Source organism: Micromonospora sp. WMMD723 (genome assembly GCF_049863385.1).
GTDB lineage: Bacteria > Actinomycetota > Actinomycetes > Mycobacteriales > Micromonosporaceae > Micromonospora > Micromonospora wenchangensis.
The window spans coordinates 425426-442814 of the sequence record NZ_JBMKNR010000001.1 but is presented as its reverse complement, the minus strand read 5'-3'; the positions used below and the strand labels follow the sequence as shown (position 1 = coordinate 442814).

The following is a 17389-nucleotide window of genomic DNA, read 5'->3' as shown; positions in this document are numbered from 1 at the left end:
GCGCACATCCGGGGCGCAGCGCCCACCCACCCCGATCCGACCCTGATTTCCCACCCCGAGAGAGAATGACCCGATGGCCGGGTACCGCCGACAGCTCTACCGCGACGACGCGGTGGTGCTGCGTGTGCAGAAGCTGGGCGAGTCCGACCGGATCATCACGCTGCTGACCCGCCGGCACGGCCGGCTACGCGCGGTGGCCCGGGGGGTACGCCGTACCACCAGCAAGTTCGGTGCCCGGCTGGAACCGTTCGGGCACGTCGACCTCCAGCTCGCCGGTGACCCGAAGGGCAACACCGGCAGTTCGCTGCACAGCGTCAGCCAGGTCGAGGGCATCGACCTGTACGGCAGGCGCTTCCTCGGGGACTACCCCCGGTACACGGCGGCGAGCGCGATCGCGGAGACGGCCGAACGCCTCACCCCCGTGGAGCGGGAACCGTCGCTGCGGCTGTTCCAGCTCACCCTCGGCGCGCTCAAGGCGCTGTCCCTGGGGGAGCACGCCACCACGCTGGTGCTCGACGCCTACCTGCTGCGCGGGATGAGCCTCGCCGGGTGGGCGCCGGCACTGACCGCCTGTGCGGTCTGCGGCACCCCGGGACGGCACCGGGCGTTCTCCGTACCGGCGGGCGGCGCGGTCTGCCCGGACTGCCGGCCGCCCGGCGCGGCCCACCCCGCGCCGGCCACCATCGACCTGATGTCCGCCCTCACCAGCGGCGACTGGCAGGTCGCCGACGCCACCGCCACCGGGGTACGCCGGGAGTGCAGCGGCCTGGTCGCGGCGCACCTGCAGTGGCACCTGGAGCGCGCGCTACGCTCGCTGCCGCTGGTCGACCGGGGTGGCCCGCCGACCGGTGCGCCGGACACCGGCCCGGTGGCCGGTGTAGCGGTGGGCGGTGCAGCGGTGGGCGGTGGTCCGACCGATGACGACGGCGGTGCGCCGGGTGGCCGGGTGCTGCCGCCCCGGGTCGGTGTGGAGGGTGTGGACAGGGAGATGACCGAGTGATCCGATCGTTGAGGTCCGGCCGGCGGGAGCCGGTGCCGCCGACCCCGCACCCGTCGGGGGCACGTCCACCGGCGTTGCCCGCCGAGGCGCTGCCGAAGCACGTCGCGGTGGTGATGGACGGCAACGGCCGCTGGGCCAAGGAGCGCGGCCTGCCCCGCACCAAGGGCCACGAGCAGGGCGAGTTCAGCCTCTTCGACACCGTGGAGGGGGCGATCGAGCTGGGCGTGCCCTACCTGTCGGCGTACGCCTTCTCCACCGAGAACTGGCGGCGTTCGCCGGACGAGGTCCGGTTCCTGATGGGCTTCAACCGGGACGTCATCCGCCGCCGCCGCGACCAGCTCGTCGACCTGGGCGTCCGGGTGGTCTGGTCGGGGCGGGCGGGCCGGCTGTGGAAGAGCGTCATCGCCGAGTTGCAGACCGCCGAGGAGATGTCCCGGGGCAACTCGACGCTGACCCTGCAGTTCTGCGTCAACTACGGCGGCCAGGCCGAGATCGCCGACGCCGCCGCCGCGATCGCCCGGGAGGTGGCCGCCGGTCGGCTCGACCCGGACAGGATCACCGAGAAGACCGTGGCGAAGTACCTCTACCACCCGGAGGTCCCCGAGGTCGACCTCTTCCTGCGCCCCTCCGGCGAGGAACGGATCTCCAACTTCATGCTCTGGCAGTCGGCGTACGCGGAGCTGGTGTTCCTGGACACCCTCTGGCCGGACTTCGACCGCCGCCACCTGTGGTACGCGTGCGAGCTGTACGCCCAGCGGGACCGCCGGTTCGGCGGTGCGCTGCCCAACCCGGTCGCCCCGCCGCGCTGACCGGCCACGGTTGGTGATCTCCCCGTCGGGGTATCCCCTGGTGAGCAGCCAATCGCGGAGGTGAGCACTCATGATTCAGAAGCGGATCGCACAGTGGGCGGTCATGGCGGTCGCCGTGCCGCTGGCCGCGGCGGGCGCCCGCCGGCTGAGCCACACCCTGGAGGCCCGTCGCGGCCCCAGCGGGGTGAGCCGGATGCTGAGCCGGGGCGCCGACGTGCTGCGCCCGCAGAAGGCCCGCCGTCGCCGGTTCTGGTGACGGTCGGCCGGTCGCGCGCCCGCCGCTGAGCCCCGGCGACGGGCCCGGCGGAAACGCCGAACCCGCCGCTCACCGGTCGGCCCGGAGCATCGTGGACCCGCGCCGGCCCCGGTCGTGAGAAGCGCCCCGCCGTTCCGGTCTGCACCGGAACGGCGGGGCGCTCGTCATGCCTTTACGGCCCCGGGCGGACCGGCCGCCCGGGTGCGGTGCGGTGTGGACACCGCACCGGCATCGACAGGCCGGTCAGCCGGCCACTTCGGAGCGGTCGGCGGTAGCCCACAGGGTGTGGAACGCGCCCTCCCGGTCGATCCGGTGGTAGGTGTGCGCGCCGAAGTTGTCCCGCAGGCCCTGGATCAGGGCCGCCGGCAGCCGCTCCGCGCGCAGCGCGTCGAAGTAGGCGAGCGACGAGGAGAAGGCCGGGGTGGGCACGCCGGCCCGTGCCGAGTCCGCCACCACCCGACGCCAGCTCGGCACGCCGTCGCTCACCGCGTCGGCGAAGTACGGCGCGACCAGCAGCGTCGGCAGCTCCGGCTGCGAGTCGTACGCCTCCCGGATGCGGTCCAGGAAGCGCGCCCGGATGATGCAGCCGCCCCGCCAGATGGTGGCGGTGCCGCCCAGGTCGATGTCCCAGTGGTACTCGCGGCTGCCGGCCCGGATCTGGTCGAAGCCCTGCGCGTACGCGACGATCTTGCTGGCCAGCAGTGCCCGGCGGACGTCCTCGACGAACGCGTCCCGGTCCTCGACCTGCCACTTCTCGCCCGCGTCGCCGAAGGTGCGGCGGGCCGCCTCGCGCTGGCCGGCGTGCCCGGACAGCGACCGGGCGAAGGTCGCCTCGGCGATGCCGGTGATCGGGATGCCCAGGTCGAGGGCGATCTGCACCGTCCAGCGGCCGGTGCCCTTCTGCTCGGCCTGGTCGAGCACCACGTCGACGAACGCCTTGCCGGTGGCGGCGTCGGTGTGCGCCAGCACGTCGGCGGTGATCTCGATGAGGAACGACTCCAGCTCGCCGGTGTTCCACTCCCGGAAGATCTCCGCGATCTCCGCCGGGGTCGCCCCCAGCCCGGCCCGCAGCAGGTCGTACGCCTCGGCGATGAGCTGCATGTCGGCGTACTCGATGCCGTTGTGGACCATCTTGACGAAGTGGCCGGCACCGTCGGGGCCGACGTGCTGGCAGCAGGGGACACCGTCCACCTGCGCGGCGATCTTCTCGAACATCGGCCCGAGCTTCTGGTAGGACTCCGCCGAGCCGCCGGGCATGATGCTCGGCCCGAGCAGCGCGCCCTCCTCGCCACCGGAGACGCCGGTGCCGACGAAGTGCAGCCCGTGCTCGCGCAGCGTCTCCTCCCGGCGGCGGGTGTCGGCGAAGTGGGCGTTGCCGGCGTCGACGACGATGTCGCCCTCCTCCAGCAGCGGCACCAGTTCGTCGATGACGGCGTCGGTGGGGGCGCCCGCCTTGACCATGACGATCACCGCGCGGGGCCGCTCCAGCGAACCGACGAAGTCGGCCAGGGACTCCGACGGCACGAAGGTGCCCTCGTCGCCGTGCTCGGCGACCAGGCTGCGGGTGCGCTCCGGGGAGCGGTTGTGCACCGCCACGGTGAACCCGTTCCGGGCCAGGTTGCGGGCCAGGTTGCGACCCATCACCGCCAGCCCGGTCACGCCGATCTGCGCCGTCGCCTGTTGCGTCATCTCGTACCCGCCACCTCTCACGTCACCTGTGTGCTGCGACCGTATCGCGCGCCCGCGAGGGCCGGCAGGCCGCCGTCCACCCAGTGTCACAGGGTGGTCGCGGCCGTCCGACGGGGGCCGCCGTAGTCGGGCGCGACAGGGACTGCCGCGACGGTTTCGGCCGCGATGGGGCCCGGCCGCGATGGGTTCGGCCGCGATGGGGTCGGAAAAACCGGGTGCGCCGGGTGTGGGGGTGGGTTAGCGTGACGGCATGCGCATCTGACGCCTTCTCTCCAGAGCCGACCCGCCGCCGTGGCCGCGGGTCCGCGTGCTCGGGCGTCCGCGTATCCCACTCCTCCCCGCAGCGGGATGACCCGTGGCCGGCCGTCCGGAGCCGATCCCGTCCGTCGACCGCCCGCCCGCCGTCCGCGCGGCAGGGCGGCCCTCCGCACCTCGTCAGGAGGCAGCGTATGCCCGCCAAGCGCAGTCCGAAGAAGTCCCGTCGTCCCGTACCGTCCCCGGTGGAGGTGGACCCGACGGCGCTCGCGGCACTCACCGTGACGCCCGCGCACCCGGTTCCCCTCGCCGTCGCGTCGTCCCACCCGGCCGACGCCGCCCGGCCGACGCCGCCCCCACCGCCGTCGCGGTCGGGCCGGTCGGTCCGGGCCGGCTCCACCACCGCCCAGGGCCAGAACCGGCGGTACGCCTTCCGCCGCAGCTGATCCGCCTCGGCCGGGGTCCCGCCTCGGCCGGGGTCCCGCCTCGGCCGGGGTCCCGCCTCGGCCGGGGTCCCGTTACGCCAGATTGCCGAAACAGCGGTATCCGAGCCCTCGGATACCGCTGTTTCGGCTCAATTGCACCGGCGGCCTGCCGCTCCGGCGGGCCGGGTGGGCGGTCGGGTGGGGCGGGAATCCGGGTGGGTGGGTCAGCCGATCAGGGGGCGGAAGGTGCCGAGGGCGACGCTGACCGCGAGGGCGCTGCCGGCCAGGGCGGCCGCTCCGGCGACGAGCAGCCAGTCGGCCGGGCGGAACACCTGGCGGCGGGCCACCGTACGCGGGGTGCCGGCGTCGAAGCCCCGGGCGTCCATCGCCACCGCCAGCCGGCTGCCGCGCCGGATAGCCCCCACCAGCAGGGCGAACGCCGTGGCGGCGAAGAGCCGCAGCCGGGCCAGCGGGTTACGGCCGGCGTCCACCCCCCGGGCCCGGCGCGCCATGGTCAACATCTGCCACTCCTGACCGAGCAGCGGCACCAGCCGGAACGCGGCCAGCGCGCCGATGGCGAAGCGGGCCGGGGCCTTCGCGTTCTGCACCAGCGCGTCGGCCAGGTCGGTCGGGTCGGTGGTGGCGAAGACGATCACCCCGGGCAGGGCGACCGCGAGCATCCGCAACACCAGTCCCAACGCGGTGACCAGCACCCCCGAGGTGACCAGCAGCGGTCCGGCCTCCCAGAGCACCCGGCCGGAACGGTCGGCGGCGAACAGCACCAGGGTGACCAGGATGCCGACGGCACCGGTCAGCAGCGGCCACGCCCGCCGGGCCAGCACCCGGTAGCGGATGCCGAACAGCGGCAGCAGCGCCAGTTCCATGGCGATCGCCACTGCGGGCGCGACCGGGTCGAGGCTGGCCACCAGCAGGAACGAGAAGACCAGCCCGGCCGCGAGCTTCGCCACCGGGTTGCGCCGGGCCAGTGGCGCACCGGGCGTCGCGACGGGTTCCAGCCCGATCATGCCCGCCTCCGCCGCCCGGCGTGCGGCACCGGCCCACCCACGGTCGCTCCGCGTGGGATGGCCGCAGTGGGATGGCCCACCGTCGTCCCGAGCGGGATTCGGCCGACCCCGTCGGGTGCGGCCGGGTGGCCCACGGCCGCCGCCGGCGCGGTGCGGGGGAGCGGGGCGGTCACGGCTGCTCCCGGGCGGGGCGCAGGGTGACCGTCCGGTCGGCGAGCGCGGCGACGAAGTCCCCGTCGTGGGTGACGGTGACCACGCCGTGTCCGGCGTCGCGCAGGTCGGCGAAGAGGTCGACCAGCTCACCCCAGGTGCGGCGGTCCTGGCCGAAGGTGGGTTCGTCGCAGATCAGCAGCCGGGGCGCGGTGGCCAGGGCGGTCGCCACGCTGAGCCGCCGGGCCTCCCCACCCGAGAGGGTGTACGGGTTGGCCCCGGCGAGCCGGGTCAGCCGCAGCCGCTCCAGCAGCTCGTCCACGGTGGCCCGGACGGCCGGTTCGGGGCGACCCGTCCGGCGCGGGCCGAGGGCCAGTTCGTCGTGGACGGTACGGGTGACGAACTGGTGCTCCGGGTCCTGGAAGACCGAACCGATCCGGCCGGCCAGGGCGGGGGCCCGCCACCGGTGCGGGGGCGTACGGGTGTCCCCGTCGGCCAGGGCGGCGGTGGCGGTCAGCCGGCCGGCCCCGGGGCGGAGCAGGCCGCCGAGCAGCAGCGCGAGGGTGGACTTGCCGGCCCCGTTCGGGCCGAGGACGGCGAGCGCCTCGCCGGCGCGTACGGCCAGGTCGGTGGGGGCCAGTCGGGGCGGCAGGCCGAGCCGGTCGGCGGTGAGCAACTCCGCGTCGGGCGGCCCGGCGGCCCGCCGGGTCACCGTGGGGTGGCCGGGCACCCACACCCCTTCGGCGGCGAGCGTGGCCCCGTGCGCGGCGAATACCGCCTCCGGGGTCCCGTCGGCCCGGACCCCACCACCGGGGGTGAGCACCACCACCCGGTCGACCAGGGGGAGGGCGTCGGCGACCCGGTGTTCGACCAGGACCAGGGTGGTGTCGGGGTCCAACGCGCCGGCCACCGCCGTGCGGACCAGGTCCGCGCCGGCCGGGTCGAGGTTGGCGGTGGGCTCGTCGAGCAGCAGCAGCCCCGGCCGCAGCGCCAGCACGCCGGCCAGGGCGAGCCGCTGCTGCTCGCCGCCGGACAGCGCCGCGGTGGGCCGGTCCCGGTGGTACGGGAAACCGACCCGACGCAGCGCCTCGTCCACCCGGGGCCAGATCTCGTCGCCGGGTACCCCCCGGTTCTCCAGGCCGAACGCGACGTCGTCGCCGCAGCGGGCCATCACGAGCTGGGACTGCGGGTCCTGGAAGACGGTGCCGACCCGCTCACGGGCCTTGGTCGGGTCGAGGCCGTCGATCTCGACGGTGCCCTCCTGCTCGCCGGAGTCCGCCGGCAGCAGCCCGGCCAGCGCGGCGAGCAGGGTGCTCTTGCCGGCCCCGGACGGCCCCAGCAGCAGCACCCGTTCCCCGTGGTCGATGCGCAGGTCGACCCCGCGTACCGCCCAGGCCCGCCGCCCGGCGTGCCGCCAGCCGAAGCCGACCAGCCTCACCCCGGCCACGCCACCGACCCCTCCCCGCTCGCCACCGCGGGGTCAGACGAGCTTGCGGTCGCGGGCGGCGGGGAACCGGTCGAGCACCCCGGTCTCGGCGAGCGCCCGGGTCAGGTACCAGCCGCCGACCCCGGCGACGACGGCGGCGCTGAGCACGGTCAGTGCCGCGTACGGCAGGCGGTAGCTGACCAGGGCGTACTCGGCGTTCCAGACGAAGAAGTCGAACAGGGCGGCGCTCAGCCCGGTCATCGCCCCGGCGAGCACCGCCACCGGCAGCCGGTACGTCCGGTAGCGGAACGCGGCGAAGGCCAGTTCCGCGCCGAGGCCCTGGATCAGGCCCTGGACGATGGTGACGCCACCCCACTCCGCACCGAGCAGCGCGGAGACGGTGGCGGCGACGGCCTCGCAGAACAGGGCCGCCCCCGGCTTGCGGATCACCAGGCCGCCGAGCACGGCCGGGACGAGCCACACCCCGTACATCACGGCCTGGCTGGCCGGTGCGGCGGCGAATACCGGGTCGACGGCCTTCCAGACCAGGCCCCAGGCCCAGAAGATGACCCCGAAGGCCACGGCGATCACGGCGGCGACCACGATGTCGATCGTGCGCCACCGGTTGGTGGTGGTGTGCTGCATGTCGGTGCTCCCAGTCCAGCGATCGAACCAGGAGAAGACGCACGCCGCGCCCGGCGGCAGCCGGACGGCGGCGCGGCTGGAGGTCGACCGAACTCCCTGCGCTGGCATTACCCAGATCAGGTTCGAGGGTCTGCGGGCGGTGCCCGCACTCTCAGCGCTGTGCGCTCCCCTGTCGGATGTGAAGTTGTCTCGGCAGACGCTAGCACCGACCTGCGGCAACGGCCCAGCAGGTCATGGTTCCCGGCATTCGACGCCCGGGCGGGGGTCCGGGTCGCTGGGTAGGCTGACGATCATGCGGGTGGCGGCGCGGGGACTGACGTTCGACGTACGGGCCGGTGGCCCGGAGGGCGGCAACGTGGTGCTGCTGCTGCACGGCTTCCCCCAGCACGGTGGGGAGTGGGACGCGGTGGTGCCCGCCCTGCACGCCGCCGGGCTGCGCACGTACGCACCCGACCAGCGGGGTTACTCGCCCGGTGCCCGCCCGACGGAGGTGGCCGACTACCGGCTGCCGGAACTGGTCGCCGACGCGGTGGCGGTGCTGGACGCGCTGGACGTCGAGGCCGCGCACGTGGTGGGGCACGACTGGGGCGCGGTCGTCGCCTGGGCGTTGGCCGCAGGGCACCCGGAGCGGGTGCGTACCCTCACCGCGGTCTCGGTGCCGCATCCGGCCGCCTTCGGGTACGCGCTGGCCACCGACCGCCGGCAGCGGGCGCGCTCGGCGTACATGGCGTTGTTCCGCCGGGCGGGCCTGGCGGAGAAGGTGCTGCTGGCCGGGCGGGGGGTGGTGCTGCGCCGGCTGCTGTCCGGCGTCGGCGACCCGGCCCGGGTGGCCGGGTACGCCGGGCCGCTGCGGACCCCCGGCGCGTTGACCGGGGCCCTGAACTGGTACCGGGCGATGTCGGGGCGGGACATGAAGGCGGTCGGTCCGGTGGGCGTGCCGACCAGCTACGTGTGGAGTGACCGGGACGTGGCGATCGGGCGGGCCGCCGCGCAGGCGTGCGTCCGGCACGTGTCGGGGGAGTACCGGTTCGTGGTGCTTCCCGGGGTGACCCACTGGATTCCCGACGAGGCGCCGGGCCCGTTGGCCGAGGCGATTCTGGCCCGGGTGCGCGGGTCGGCCTGACGCTGTCGGCGGAGCGGCCCGATCGGGGTTCGTGAATCGGTTTCGGGCGGTTGCGGATCGGGCACAGGCGTTGCTGCCGACGGGGGTGCCCCCGTCGGTCGTACCGTCTGAACCGGAGGTAACGCGTGTCGAAGGAATCCGAGAAGCAGCGATGGCAACGCAACTTCGCCGATCTGCTCCAGGAACTGCGGGTCGCCCAGACCGGCGTGCAGATCCTCTTCGCCTTCCTGCTGACCCTGCCGTTCAGTAACGGGTTCACCCGGACCAGCGAGTTCCAGCGGGACGTCTACATCCTGGCCCTGCTGTCCGCCGCCGCGGCCACCGCGATGATCATCTCGCCGGTCGCCTTCCACCGGGCGCTGTTCCGCCAGGGCCGCAAGCCGGAACTGGTCCGCTTCGCCCACCGGATGGCCTCCGGTGGGTTGGCCTTCATGCTGGTCGCGATGGTGAGCGCGGTCCTGCTGATCGCCGACTTCGTGCTCGACACCGGCATCGCCGTGGTGCTCACCGTGATCACCGGCCTGTGGTTCCTGACCTTCTGGGTGATCCTGCCGTTCGCCCGGCGCAACTGGGGCGAGGACGACATCGACGACGACGATGACGACCCGGTGGTGCTGAGCGGCGACTGATCCCGTTCGTCGGGTGGTGCGACGAGTGCGGTGGGCCGGGGGTCCACCCGGGCCGACGGCGGCCGGGGTGGACCCCCGGCCCCGCTGCCGCCGGCGGGTCAGCGGGCGATGGCCCAGGCCAGCACGGCCGCCAGGATGAGCCCGTTGAGCAGCGCCAGCACCAGGTACGCCTGCGGCGGGATCTTGCGGCCGCGCCGGACGAAGCTGACCAGCACGGCGGCGTACGCCAGCAGCAGCACGGCGATCACGATCAGGAAGTAGAGCACCGCACCACCCTAGACGAGCCGGTCGTGGTGCCCGACGACCGAGCACGGCCGGCTACGGCCGGGTGCGGCTGGGCGCGGCCCCACCCGGTGTGCCGGTCCGGCCGGGCGGAGGTGGGAGAGCAGTTTGATATCGAGTAACATCGATTTTTGCCTCCTCTCGTCCCGGGTGCGGCCATCGTCGCGGGGCTCGGGCGGCCGTCCAGATGGGGGCGGGCGACGCCGGCCCGGCACCGGCGACTAGGAGCAGATCATGAGAGCAGCGCGGCGACGGATCGCCGGACTCGGCGCGATCACACTGGCGGTCCTCGCGGGCGGCGTGGCGGTCGCGGCGGGCAACGCCACCGCGGCGGCCACCGGCTGCCGGGTCGACTACAAGGTCACCAGCGAGTGGCAGGGCGGCTTCGGCGCGGACGTCACCATCACCAACCTCGGTGACCCGCTCACCGGCTGGACGCTCACCTGGGCATTCGCCAGCGGGCAGCGGGTCAGCCAGGCGTGGAACGCCACCGTCACCCAGAGTGGGACGGCGGTCAGCGCCACGGACGTCGGCTACAACGCCACCATCGGGAACGGTGCCGGCGTCAGCTTCGGCTTCAACGGCGCGTGGACCACCGCCAACCCGGTGCCCACCGCGTTCGCGCTCAACGGGGTCTCCTGCACCGGCGCGACCCCGACCGTCACCCCCTGCCCGCCGCCGTCCACCCCGCCCACCCCGACGCCCACCCCCACCCCCACCCTCACCCCGTCCCCGACCCGGACGCCGACCCCCACCCCGACGCCCACGACGCAGCCGCGGGTCACCGTGTGGCTGGCGGGGGACTCCACGGTCGCCAACCCGTCGTCCAGCGGGGCCTGCCCGGTGGGCTGGGGCAACCAGTTCGGCCAGTACCTCAACGGCAACGCCACCGTGGTCAACAGTGCGGTCGGCGGGCGCAGCATCCAGACCTGGCTGTACGACCCCAACGTCACCACCACGATGAACGCGGCCGGCGAGTGCGTGGTCAACCCGCAGACTTACTCGACCCGCTGGCAGGCGATGCTCAACGCCAACGGTGGGATGAAGGCCGGCGACTACCTGTTCATCCAGTTCGGCATCAACGACGGCAGCACCACCTGCAACCGGCACGTCGGCTCGGCCCGCTACAAGGAACTGCTCGGCGTGATGGCCCGCGCGGCCCAGCAGCGCGGCGCGTACCCGATCTTCCTCACCCCGGCCGCCGCGATCACCTGCTCGGGTAGCACCGCCGTGGGCAACCGGGGCTTCCTCACCGAGACCTTCGACGCGGGTCGGGCCAACAACGTCCCCGTCATCGACCTGCACAAGCTGAGCTACACGCTCTACAACACGCTGAAGCTGTGCCCGAACAACGGTGACTACAACTCGGGCGCGGTGGGCGCGTTCTTCTGCGCCGACCACACCCACTTCGAGACGGCCGGGGCCCGGCAGATCGCCGGCGTGGTCGCCACCGCCCTGCGTAACCAGCAGCTCGGCCTCGCGGCCTACCTGCGCTGACGGCGTACGGTCGGGCGACCCCGGGCCGGGGCCGCCCGACCGGGGTCAGGACGGCGTGCAGGCGGTGCCGTTGAGGGTGAAGCCGGCGGGCCGGTTGTTCGCACCGGTGGCGTCGGCGAGGAAACCGAAGCTCGTCGTCGCGCCGGCCGCGATCGTGCCGTTCCAGCTGACGTTGGTCGCGCGGACGGTGCCGCCGCTCTGCGTGTAGCCCGCGTTCCAGGCCTGGCTGATCCGCTGGCCGTCGGCGAAGCTCCACTGCAGCGTCCAGCCGTCGACCGGGGCCGTGCCGGTGTTGCGGATCGTCACCTCACCCTGGAACCCGCCCTGCCACTGCCCGGTGACCGCGTACCCGACGGCGCATCCGGTCCCGCCGGCCGGCGGCGTGGTCACCGGCGGCGCGGTGGTGGGCGGCGGCGTGGTGGTCGGGGGTGCGGTGGTGGCCGGCGGCGTGGTCGTCGGGGGTGCGGTGGTCGGGGGTGCGGTGGTGGCCGGCGGCGTGGTCGTCGGGGGTGCGGTGGTGGGGGTGGGCGTCGGCGTGGTGGACAGCTTCGCCGCGACGACCGGGGCGAGCCGGGCCGCGATCGCCCGGTGCCCGGCGTCGTTCGGGTGCACCGAGTCGCTCAGCCCGTCGGCCGGCAGCCAACCGGTGGTGTCCACGTAGAACACGTTGCGGTCGCCGCCGCCGGTGACCGTGCTGACGGCGGCGGCGGTCTCCGCGGCGTACCGGCCGCTGAAGGTGCGCAGCGCGAAGATCGCCGCGCGCGGGTACTTGCCCCGCACGGTACGGATGAACGTGGCGTACTGGTTCTGGAAGTCCGCACCGCCCACCCCGTGACTGCGGTCGTTGGTGCCCAGGTTGATCACCACGGCGTCGGCCTGGTAGCGGCTGAAGTCCCAGGCGGGGCTGCTTGCCGCATACCCGGTGCGGAGGAACTGGCTGGCGACGCTGACGCAGCCGTCGGCGGTGGCGACCAGGCAGCCCCCGCCGTAGCCGAGCTGGGTGTGCTCGGTGCCGAGCTGCTCCCCGGTCAGCCAGCCGTACGCGGTGAGCGCGGTGCGGGACGAGGTGGTGCCGAGGGTGATGGAGTCGCCGACGAACTCGATCAGCCGGGGCCGGACCGCCGCCGGCAGGGTACGCGCGCCCGAGTCGAGGGTGAGCCCCTGGAACACCGCGTCCCCGGTGTACGAGCCGGCGACCACCCGGTACGACACCACCAGCGTGTGGTTGCCGGCGCGCAGCGGGGTCGGGGTCAGGTTGACCGTGCCGCTGACGTTGGTCAGGTAGCGGAAGTCGGCCCCGTCGATGCTGTAGTAGAGGTCGATGGTGCGGCGTTGCCGCAGCTTGACAGTGGTGCCGGTGAACCCGGTCTTCAGGTAGGCGCCGGCCCAGTTCGGCACGTACGCGCTGCTGTTGCTGCGGTCCCAGCGGCCGACGAAGGCGATGTTCGCGTCGGTGGGGGAGCCGTCACCGGTGGCGGCGCTGGCCGGGGGCAGGCCGATGAGGGTGGCGGCCAGCACCGCCACCACCCCGGCGGCTCCCGCCGCGAGGATCGACCGACTGCGGGACACGGGCATGGGGACGCTCCCTCTCCGGGCCGTCCGTGCCGACGCACGCCGACGGCCTGCAGGCGTAAGACATTCACCATCATCTAAGCCTGCGGGCCGGCGGGACACAACAGGCGACGGTGCCTACCGGCCGCCGCGCAGGCCGAGTCGGCGCAGCTCCAGGGCGGCGAGCGCGTCGACGGTGGCGTCGTCGCCCCGCCGCCACGCCTGTGCCACGTCGGGGTCGATCCGGGTCAGCCGGCGCAGCGGCTGACTGGTCAGCGCGCGCAGCGCCAGCAGGTCCCGGCCGGCCGGCCCGGCGGCGAGGGCCTTCGCCGACGCGGCCCGGCGCATCCACCGCAGCCGCAGGGGCAACCAGCCGAACAGCACCAGCCCGAGCGGGAAGACCAGCACCGCGATGGCCAACGCCCACGCGAGCTGACCGACCAGGTCCTGCTGGTCGCGGCCGGCCTCGGCCACCGCGCGGGCGGCGTCGGCGGCCTTGCTGAACGGGCCGGTCAGCTCGTCGCCGACCAGCGGCACCCGGCCCACCTTGCCGCCGGCCTCGGCCAGGTTGTCGGCGAGGCCGCCGCCGGCCCCCTCCAGCTTGCGCCCCGGTACGGCCAGCTTCTCCACCAGGTCGTACAGCCACATCGCGAAGCGGATCGCCGCGTAGACCCAGGCGACGACGAGGAGATCGGTGAGGAGCTGACGGAGGGCGACCGGAAAACGGTCAGCGTAGATCTTCACGGCCGACAGCGTGCCACGACGCGGGCCGCCCGGCACCCCCCGCGCGCCCGGTGGCCGGTGCCCCGGCGGGCGACGGCCCCTCCCCGGCGTGGCTGACCGCGTCGGCGACGATGTGCGCGACGTGCTCGTCGACCAGGGCGTAGGCGATCTCCCGGCCGCGCCGGGAACCCCGCACCACCCCCGCGCCGCGCAGCACCCGCAGGTGCTGGGAGACCAGCGGCTGCGGTGCGCCGAGCTGCTCGACCAGCTCGTGCACGCACCGCTCGCCCTGGGCCAGCTCGCTCACGATCGCCAGCCGGATCGGCGCGGACAGCGCCCGGAGCAGCTCGCCCGCGCCCTCGAAGGCGTCGTAGCCGTGGGTGCCGGTCACCCCGTAACGGTAACCAATACCAGTGACGGTACGCCGGCCGGCGTCACCGCAGCACCACCTCGTGCGGCTCCGGCACGCTGACCACGGCCGGGGTGCCCCGGCGGCGCAGCACCCGCCGGGCGGCGGCGGCCAGCGCCACCACGAGGAACGACGCGATCGCCAGCAGCACCACCGAGGCGCCGGGGGCGGTGTCGGCGGTGGCCGCCACCCACACCCCCGCCCCGGCGGCGAACAGGCCGAGCGCCATGGCCGCCGTCATGGTGCTGCGGAAACCCCGGGTGACCTGCTGCGCGGTGGCCACCGGTACCACCATCAGCGCGCTGATCAGCAGGACCCCGACGGCCCGCATGGCGATGGTGACGGTGACCGCGGTGGCGACCGCCAGCAGCATGTTCAACGCCCGCACGGGCAGCCCGGCGACCCGGGCGTACTCCTCGTCGTGGCAGACCGCGAACAGCGCCGGGCGCAACGCCAGCATGAGCACCGCGATGCTCGCGCCGAGCACCGCGATGGTGGTCAGGTCGGCGGGGGAGGTGGTGGTGAGCGAACCGAACAGGTAGGCGTTGAGGTTGGCGCTGCTGGCGTCGGAGAGGCCGACCAGCATCACCCCACCGGCGATGCCGCCGTAGAACAGCAGGGCCAGCGCCAGGTCGCCGGAGGTGCGGCCCCGGGCCCGGACCAGCTCGATGGTGACCGCCCCGAGGATCGCGGCGACCACCGCCACCAGCACCGGGGACCGGTTGAGCAGCAGGCCCGCCCCGACGCCGGTGAGCGCGACGTGGCCGATGCCGTCACCGATCAGGGCCAGCCGCCGCTGCACCAGGTAGATGCCGAGGGCGGGGGCGGCCAGCCCGATCACCAGGGCGCCGACCAGCGCCCGCTGCATGAAGTCGTACTGGAAGAGGTCCATCGTTCAGCTGCTCCACAGCCCGGCGGGCTCCTCGGGACCGTGCGGGTGCACGTGGTCGTGGTCGGGCTCGGCGTGGTGGCCGGCCGGTTCGGGCACCGGGCCGTCGTGGCAGACGCCGCCCTGGTGCACCACCACCGCCCGGCTGATCAGCGGGCGCAGCGGCCCCAGCTCGTGGGCGACCAGCAGCACGGTGCCCCCGGTGCCGAGGAAGTCGTGCAGCGCCCCGGCGAACGCCTCCTGGCTGGCCGCGTCGACCCCGGCGGTCGGCTCGTCGAGCACCAGCAGCTCCGGCCCGCCGGCCAGGGCGCGGGCGATCAGGGTGCGCTGCTGCTGGCCGCCGGAGAGGGTGGCCACCGGGTCCCGGGCCCGGTCGGCGAGCCCCACCGCGCGCAGCGCCGCGTCCACCGCGGCCCGGTCGGCCCGGCCCGGCGGGCGCAGCACACCCCGGCGGGCCAGCCGTCCCGAGGCCACCACCTCACCGACGGTCGCCGGCACGCCGCTGCCGGCCCCGAGGCGCTGCGGGACGTACCCGATCCGGTGCCACTGCCGGAACCGGCGCTGCGGGACGCCGAACAGCTCGACGGTGCCGGTGCCCAGCGGGACCAGCCCGAGCACCGCCCGGATCAGGGTGGACTTGCCGGAGCCGTTGGCGCCGAGCACCGCCACCACCTCGCCGGCGGTGACGGTCAGCGAGACGTCCCGCAGCACCGGCCGGCCGTCGTAACCGGCGGTGGCGTGCGCGACCTGGATGACGGGAGCGGTCACGAGCACCCCAGGGCGGTACGGAGCGTGGTCAGGTTGGTGCGCATCACCGAAAGGTAGTCCCCACCCCCGTCAGCGGAGAGCCCTTCGATCGGGTCGAGCACCGCGGTCTTCGCGCCGACCTCGGCGGCGATCGTCTCGGCGACCTTCGGGCTGACCAGCGTCTCGAAGAAGATCGTGGTGGCGCGGTGCTCGCGGGCCTCGCGGGCGACCTCGGCCAGCCGCTGCGGGGCGGGCTCGGTGTCCGGGGTGAGCCCGGTGAGGCCGATCTGCTCCAGTTGGTAACGCTCGGCGAGGTAGCCGAAGGCGGCGTGGCTGACCACGATCTCCCGGCGCTGGCAGGTCTTCAGGCCGGCGGCGTACTCGGTGTCGAGTTTCTCCAGCTCGCCGCGCAGCGTCCGGGCCCGGGTCGTGTAGTCGGCGGCCCGGTCCGGGTCGACGCTGGCGAGCCGTTCGGCGAGCCTGTCGGCGACGGTGGCCAGCCGGGTCGGATCGAGCCAGAGGTGCGGGTCCTTGCCGCCGCTCTCCTCGGCGTGACCGTCCTCACCCTCGTGCTCGTGCCCGTCGGCTGTCGCGTCGCGCAGCGGCGCGACGGTCGTCACGTCGAAGGCCCGGTCGGCGGCGTTCTGCGCGACGGCCTCGTCCACCGCCGGTTGGAAGCCCTTGAGGTAGAAGACCAGCTCGGCCTCGCTGACCTGGCCGACCTGGCGCGGGTTGAGTTCCAGGTCGTGCGGCTCGGCACCCGGCTTGGCCAGGTTGGTGACGGTGACCGCGTCCCCGCCGACCCGTTCGGCGACGAACTGGAGGGGGTAGAAGGCGGCGACCACGTCCACCCGGTCCGGGTCGGCCCCGGCCCCCTCGGTCGAGCAGGCGGTGAGCCCGCTCAGGGCGAGCAGGGCGGTGGCGGCGGTCAGGGCGCGCAAGCGGGTGCGGGTGGTCATGTCGGCAACTGTCCGTGAAAACGAGAATGATTGTCAAAAACGCATGGGTGCATGTCAGAAGAGCTTGACCAGGGCCACCGCCACCAGCAGCGTCAGCATCACCAGCCGGATCAGCCGGGTCTGCGGCGCCTGCACCGGCCAGGTGACCGTCAGCAGGTAGGCCAGCCCGGCGGCCAGCGCCAGCAGCAGCAGCCCACCCACCGGGCCGGGCGCGAAGAGGGCCACCAGCACCAGCGCCAGGGTGGCGAGGAACACCGACGTCGGGTTCGCCCGGGCCAACCGGGCCAGCAGAGGGCGCTGCGTAGGCTGCATCCCACAGACTCTACGAGGAGGAACCCGGTGCTGGTCACCAACCGGTTCGTGGTCGCCGTCGAGGCGGCGGACGACTTCACCGCCCGGGCGCACGCCGCGCTGGCCGCGCTCGCCGCCCGTCCCGGTTACCTGCGCGGTGAACTGCTGCGGGCCCTCGACGACCCCCGGCACTGGTGCCTGCTCACCGAGTGGGAGTCGGTCGGGACGTACCGGCGGGCGCTGGGCGGGTTCGACGTCAAGATCACCGCCGTGCCGCTGCTCGCCGAGTCGGTCGACGAACCCTCGGCGTACGAGACGCTGGCCGGCGCGGCCCCCGACGGCGAGGTGGTGGCGGTCGACAGCGACCGGGCCGCGCGCCCGCACCGCTGACCCGCATCCGGCCGCGTGTCCGGTAGCAGCGGGCCCGATCGGGCCGCGCGTCCGCACTGCTGAGCCGGGGGGCACTACCCTGCTCCTATGACCGCTCCCGGCCCGGCAGCCCCACCGCCGTACCCCGCGACATCCGGCCCGGACGGCGCACCGCCGCCCGCCGCCCCGGGTGGCCCGGGAACCCCCACCCCGCCGGGTGCCCCGGGCGTGCCCACCCCG

At 74.4% G+C, this 17389-nt stretch carries 19 protein-coding genes, 1 pseudogene and 1 riboswitch; of the genes and pseudogenes, 8 read left to right on the top strand and 12 right to left on the bottom strand.

The window, feature by feature from the left end; translation table 11 throughout:
• Positions 1-73 precede the first annotated feature (73 nt).
• The 3 genes from recO to ACN261_RS01975 all read left to right on the top strand — a co-directional run bounded on the left by recO (position 74) and on the right by ACN261_RS01975 (position 2065).
• A complete protein-coding gene (gene recO, locus ACN261_RS01985) occupies positions 74-1000 on the top strand; it encodes a DNA repair protein RecO (protein ID WP_425848108.1) in 927 nt (308 codons plus the stop codon).
• 32 nt (positions 1001-1032) lie between these two features.
• Positions 1033-1809 (top strand): isoprenyl transferase, encoded by a 777-nt coding sequence (locus ACN261_RS01980; RefSeq protein ID WP_421486895.1) that lies wholly within the window; start codon positions 1033-1035, stop codon positions 1807-1809.
• 70 nt (positions 1810-1879) lie between these two features.
• A complete protein-coding gene (locus tag ACN261_RS01975; protein ID WP_357024099.1) occupies positions 1880-2065 on the top strand; it encodes a hypothetical protein in 186 nt (61 codons plus the stop codon).
• Between the two features lie 243 nt (positions 2066-2308).
• Here ACN261_RS01975 and gndA read toward each other — a convergent pair whose 3' ends face one another.
• Positions 2309-3754, bottom strand: a complete 1446-nt coding sequence (gene gndA, locus ACN261_RS01970) for an NADP-dependent phosphogluconate dehydrogenase (RefSeq protein ID WP_204926303.1) — start codon at positions 3752-3754, stop codon at positions 2309-2311.
• A gap of 449 nt (positions 3755-4203) precedes the next feature.
• Between gndA and ACN261_RS01965 the strand changes: the two genes are divergently transcribed.
• Positions 4204-4455, top strand: coding sequence for a hypothetical protein (locus ACN261_RS01965; protein WP_425848106.1), 252 nt, complete (start codon positions 4204-4206; stop codon positions 4453-4455).
• A gap of 203 nt (positions 4456-4658) precedes the next feature.
• Here ACN261_RS01965 and ACN261_RS01960 read toward each other — a convergent pair whose 3' ends face one another.
• From ACN261_RS01960 to ACN261_RS01950, 3 genes are all read right to left on the bottom strand, one after another.
• Positions 4659-5459 carry an energy-coupling factor transporter transmembrane component T family protein gene (locus tag ACN261_RS01960; protein ID WP_421483710.1) on the bottom strand — a complete coding sequence of 267 codons (801 nt, stop codon included), beginning with the start codon at positions 5457-5459 and terminating at the stop codon, positions 4659-4661.
• A gap of 169 nt (positions 5460-5628) precedes the next feature.
• Positions 5629-7056 carry an ABC transporter ATP-binding protein gene (locus ACN261_RS01955; protein WP_421483709.1) on the bottom strand — a complete coding sequence of 476 codons (1428 nt, stop codon included), beginning with the start codon at positions 7054-7056 and terminating at the stop codon, positions 5629-5631.
• Positions 7057-7089: 33 nt separating this feature from the next.
• Positions 7090-7680: an ECF transporter S component gene (locus ACN261_RS01950; RefSeq protein ID WP_421483708.1), complete on the bottom strand. Its 591-nt coding sequence runs from the start codon at positions 7678-7680 to the stop codon at positions 7090-7092.
• A 75-nt stretch (positions 7681-7755) separates the two neighbouring features.
• Positions 7756-7861: riboswitch (TPP riboswitch) on the bottom strand.
• A 111-nt stretch (positions 7862-7972) separates the two neighbouring features.
• On the opposite strand from ACN261_RS01950, the gene ACN261_RS01945 reads away from it, so the two are divergent.
• Both ACN261_RS01945 and ACN261_RS01940 read left to right on the top strand, forming a co-directional pair.
• Entirely contained in the window at positions 7973-8803 is an 831-nt protein-coding gene (locus tag ACN261_RS01945; RefSeq protein ID WP_421483707.1) for an alpha/beta fold hydrolase, read from the top strand.
• A gap of 125 nt (positions 8804-8928) precedes the next feature.
• The gene (locus ACN261_RS01940; RefSeq protein ID WP_421483706.1) at positions 8929-9432 is read left to right on the top strand and encodes a DUF6328 family protein; all 504 of its coding nucleotides are present in this window, start codon (positions 8929-8931) and stop codon (positions 9430-9432) included.
• Positions 9433-9530: 98 nt separating this feature from the next.
• Here the strand turns inward: ACN261_RS01940 and ACN261_RS01935 are convergent, their stop codons facing one another.
• Positions 9531-9698 carry a hypothetical protein gene (locus ACN261_RS01935; RefSeq protein WP_204926308.1) on the bottom strand — a complete coding sequence of 56 codons (168 nt, stop codon included), beginning with the start codon at positions 9696-9698 and terminating at the stop codon, positions 9531-9533.
• Between the two features lie 250 nt (positions 9699-9948).
• On the opposite strand from ACN261_RS01935, the gene ACN261_RS01930 reads away from it, so the two are divergent.
• Complete coding sequence (locus ACN261_RS01930) at positions 9949-11211, top strand: cellulose binding domain-containing protein (protein ID WP_425848101.1); 1263 nt, start codon at positions 9949-9951, stop codon at positions 11209-11211.
• Between the two features lie 45 nt (positions 11212-11256).
• Here the strand turns inward: ACN261_RS01930 and ACN261_RS01925 are convergent, their stop codons facing one another.
• The 7 genes and pseudogenes from ACN261_RS01925 to ACN261_RS01895 form a co-directional block, all read right to left on the bottom strand.
• The gene (locus tag ACN261_RS01925) at positions 11257-12786 is read right to left on the bottom strand and encodes a cellulose binding domain-containing protein (protein WP_425848099.1); all 1530 of its coding nucleotides are present in this window, start codon (positions 12784-12786) and stop codon (positions 11257-11259) included.
• A gap of 114 nt (positions 12787-12900) precedes the next feature.
• Complete coding sequence (locus tag ACN261_RS01920) at positions 12901-13506, bottom strand: hypothetical protein (protein ID WP_421483703.1); 606 nt, start codon at positions 13504-13506, stop codon at positions 12901-12903.
• A 79-nt stretch (positions 13507-13585) separates the two neighbouring features.
• Positions 13586-13876, bottom strand: a pseudogene (locus ACN261_RS01915) (ArsR/SmtB family transcription factor); the annotation flags it as partial.
• Between the two features lie 43 nt (positions 13877-13919).
• Complete coding sequence (locus ACN261_RS01910; RefSeq protein WP_421483702.1) at positions 13920-14786, bottom strand: metal ABC transporter permease; 867 nt, start codon at positions 14784-14786, stop codon at positions 13920-13922.
• A 3-nt stretch (positions 14787-14789) separates the two neighbouring features.
• Positions 14790-15551, bottom strand: a complete 762-nt coding sequence (locus tag ACN261_RS01905; RefSeq protein WP_421483701.1) for a metal ABC transporter ATP-binding protein — start codon at positions 15549-15551, stop codon at positions 14790-14792.
• Positions 15548-16489, bottom strand: a complete 942-nt coding sequence (locus tag ACN261_RS01900) for a metal ABC transporter substrate-binding protein (protein WP_425848094.1) — start codon at positions 16487-16489, stop codon at positions 15548-15550. The genes ACN261_RS01905 and ACN261_RS01900 overlap by 4 nt, the downstream gene beginning before the upstream one ends.
• A 54-nt stretch (positions 16490-16543) precedes the next feature.
• Entirely contained in the window at positions 16544-16801 is a 258-nt protein-coding gene (locus tag ACN261_RS01895) for a DUF6703 family protein (RefSeq protein ID WP_204926314.1), read from the bottom strand.
• 27 nt (positions 16802-16828) lie between these two features.
• Between ACN261_RS01895 and ACN261_RS01890 the strand changes: the two genes are divergently transcribed.
• Complete coding sequence (locus ACN261_RS01890) at positions 16829-17170, top strand: antibiotic biosynthesis monooxygenase family protein (RefSeq protein WP_421483698.1); 342 nt, start codon at positions 16829-16831, stop codon at positions 17168-17170.
• Positions 17171-17389: the final 219 nt, after the last annotated feature.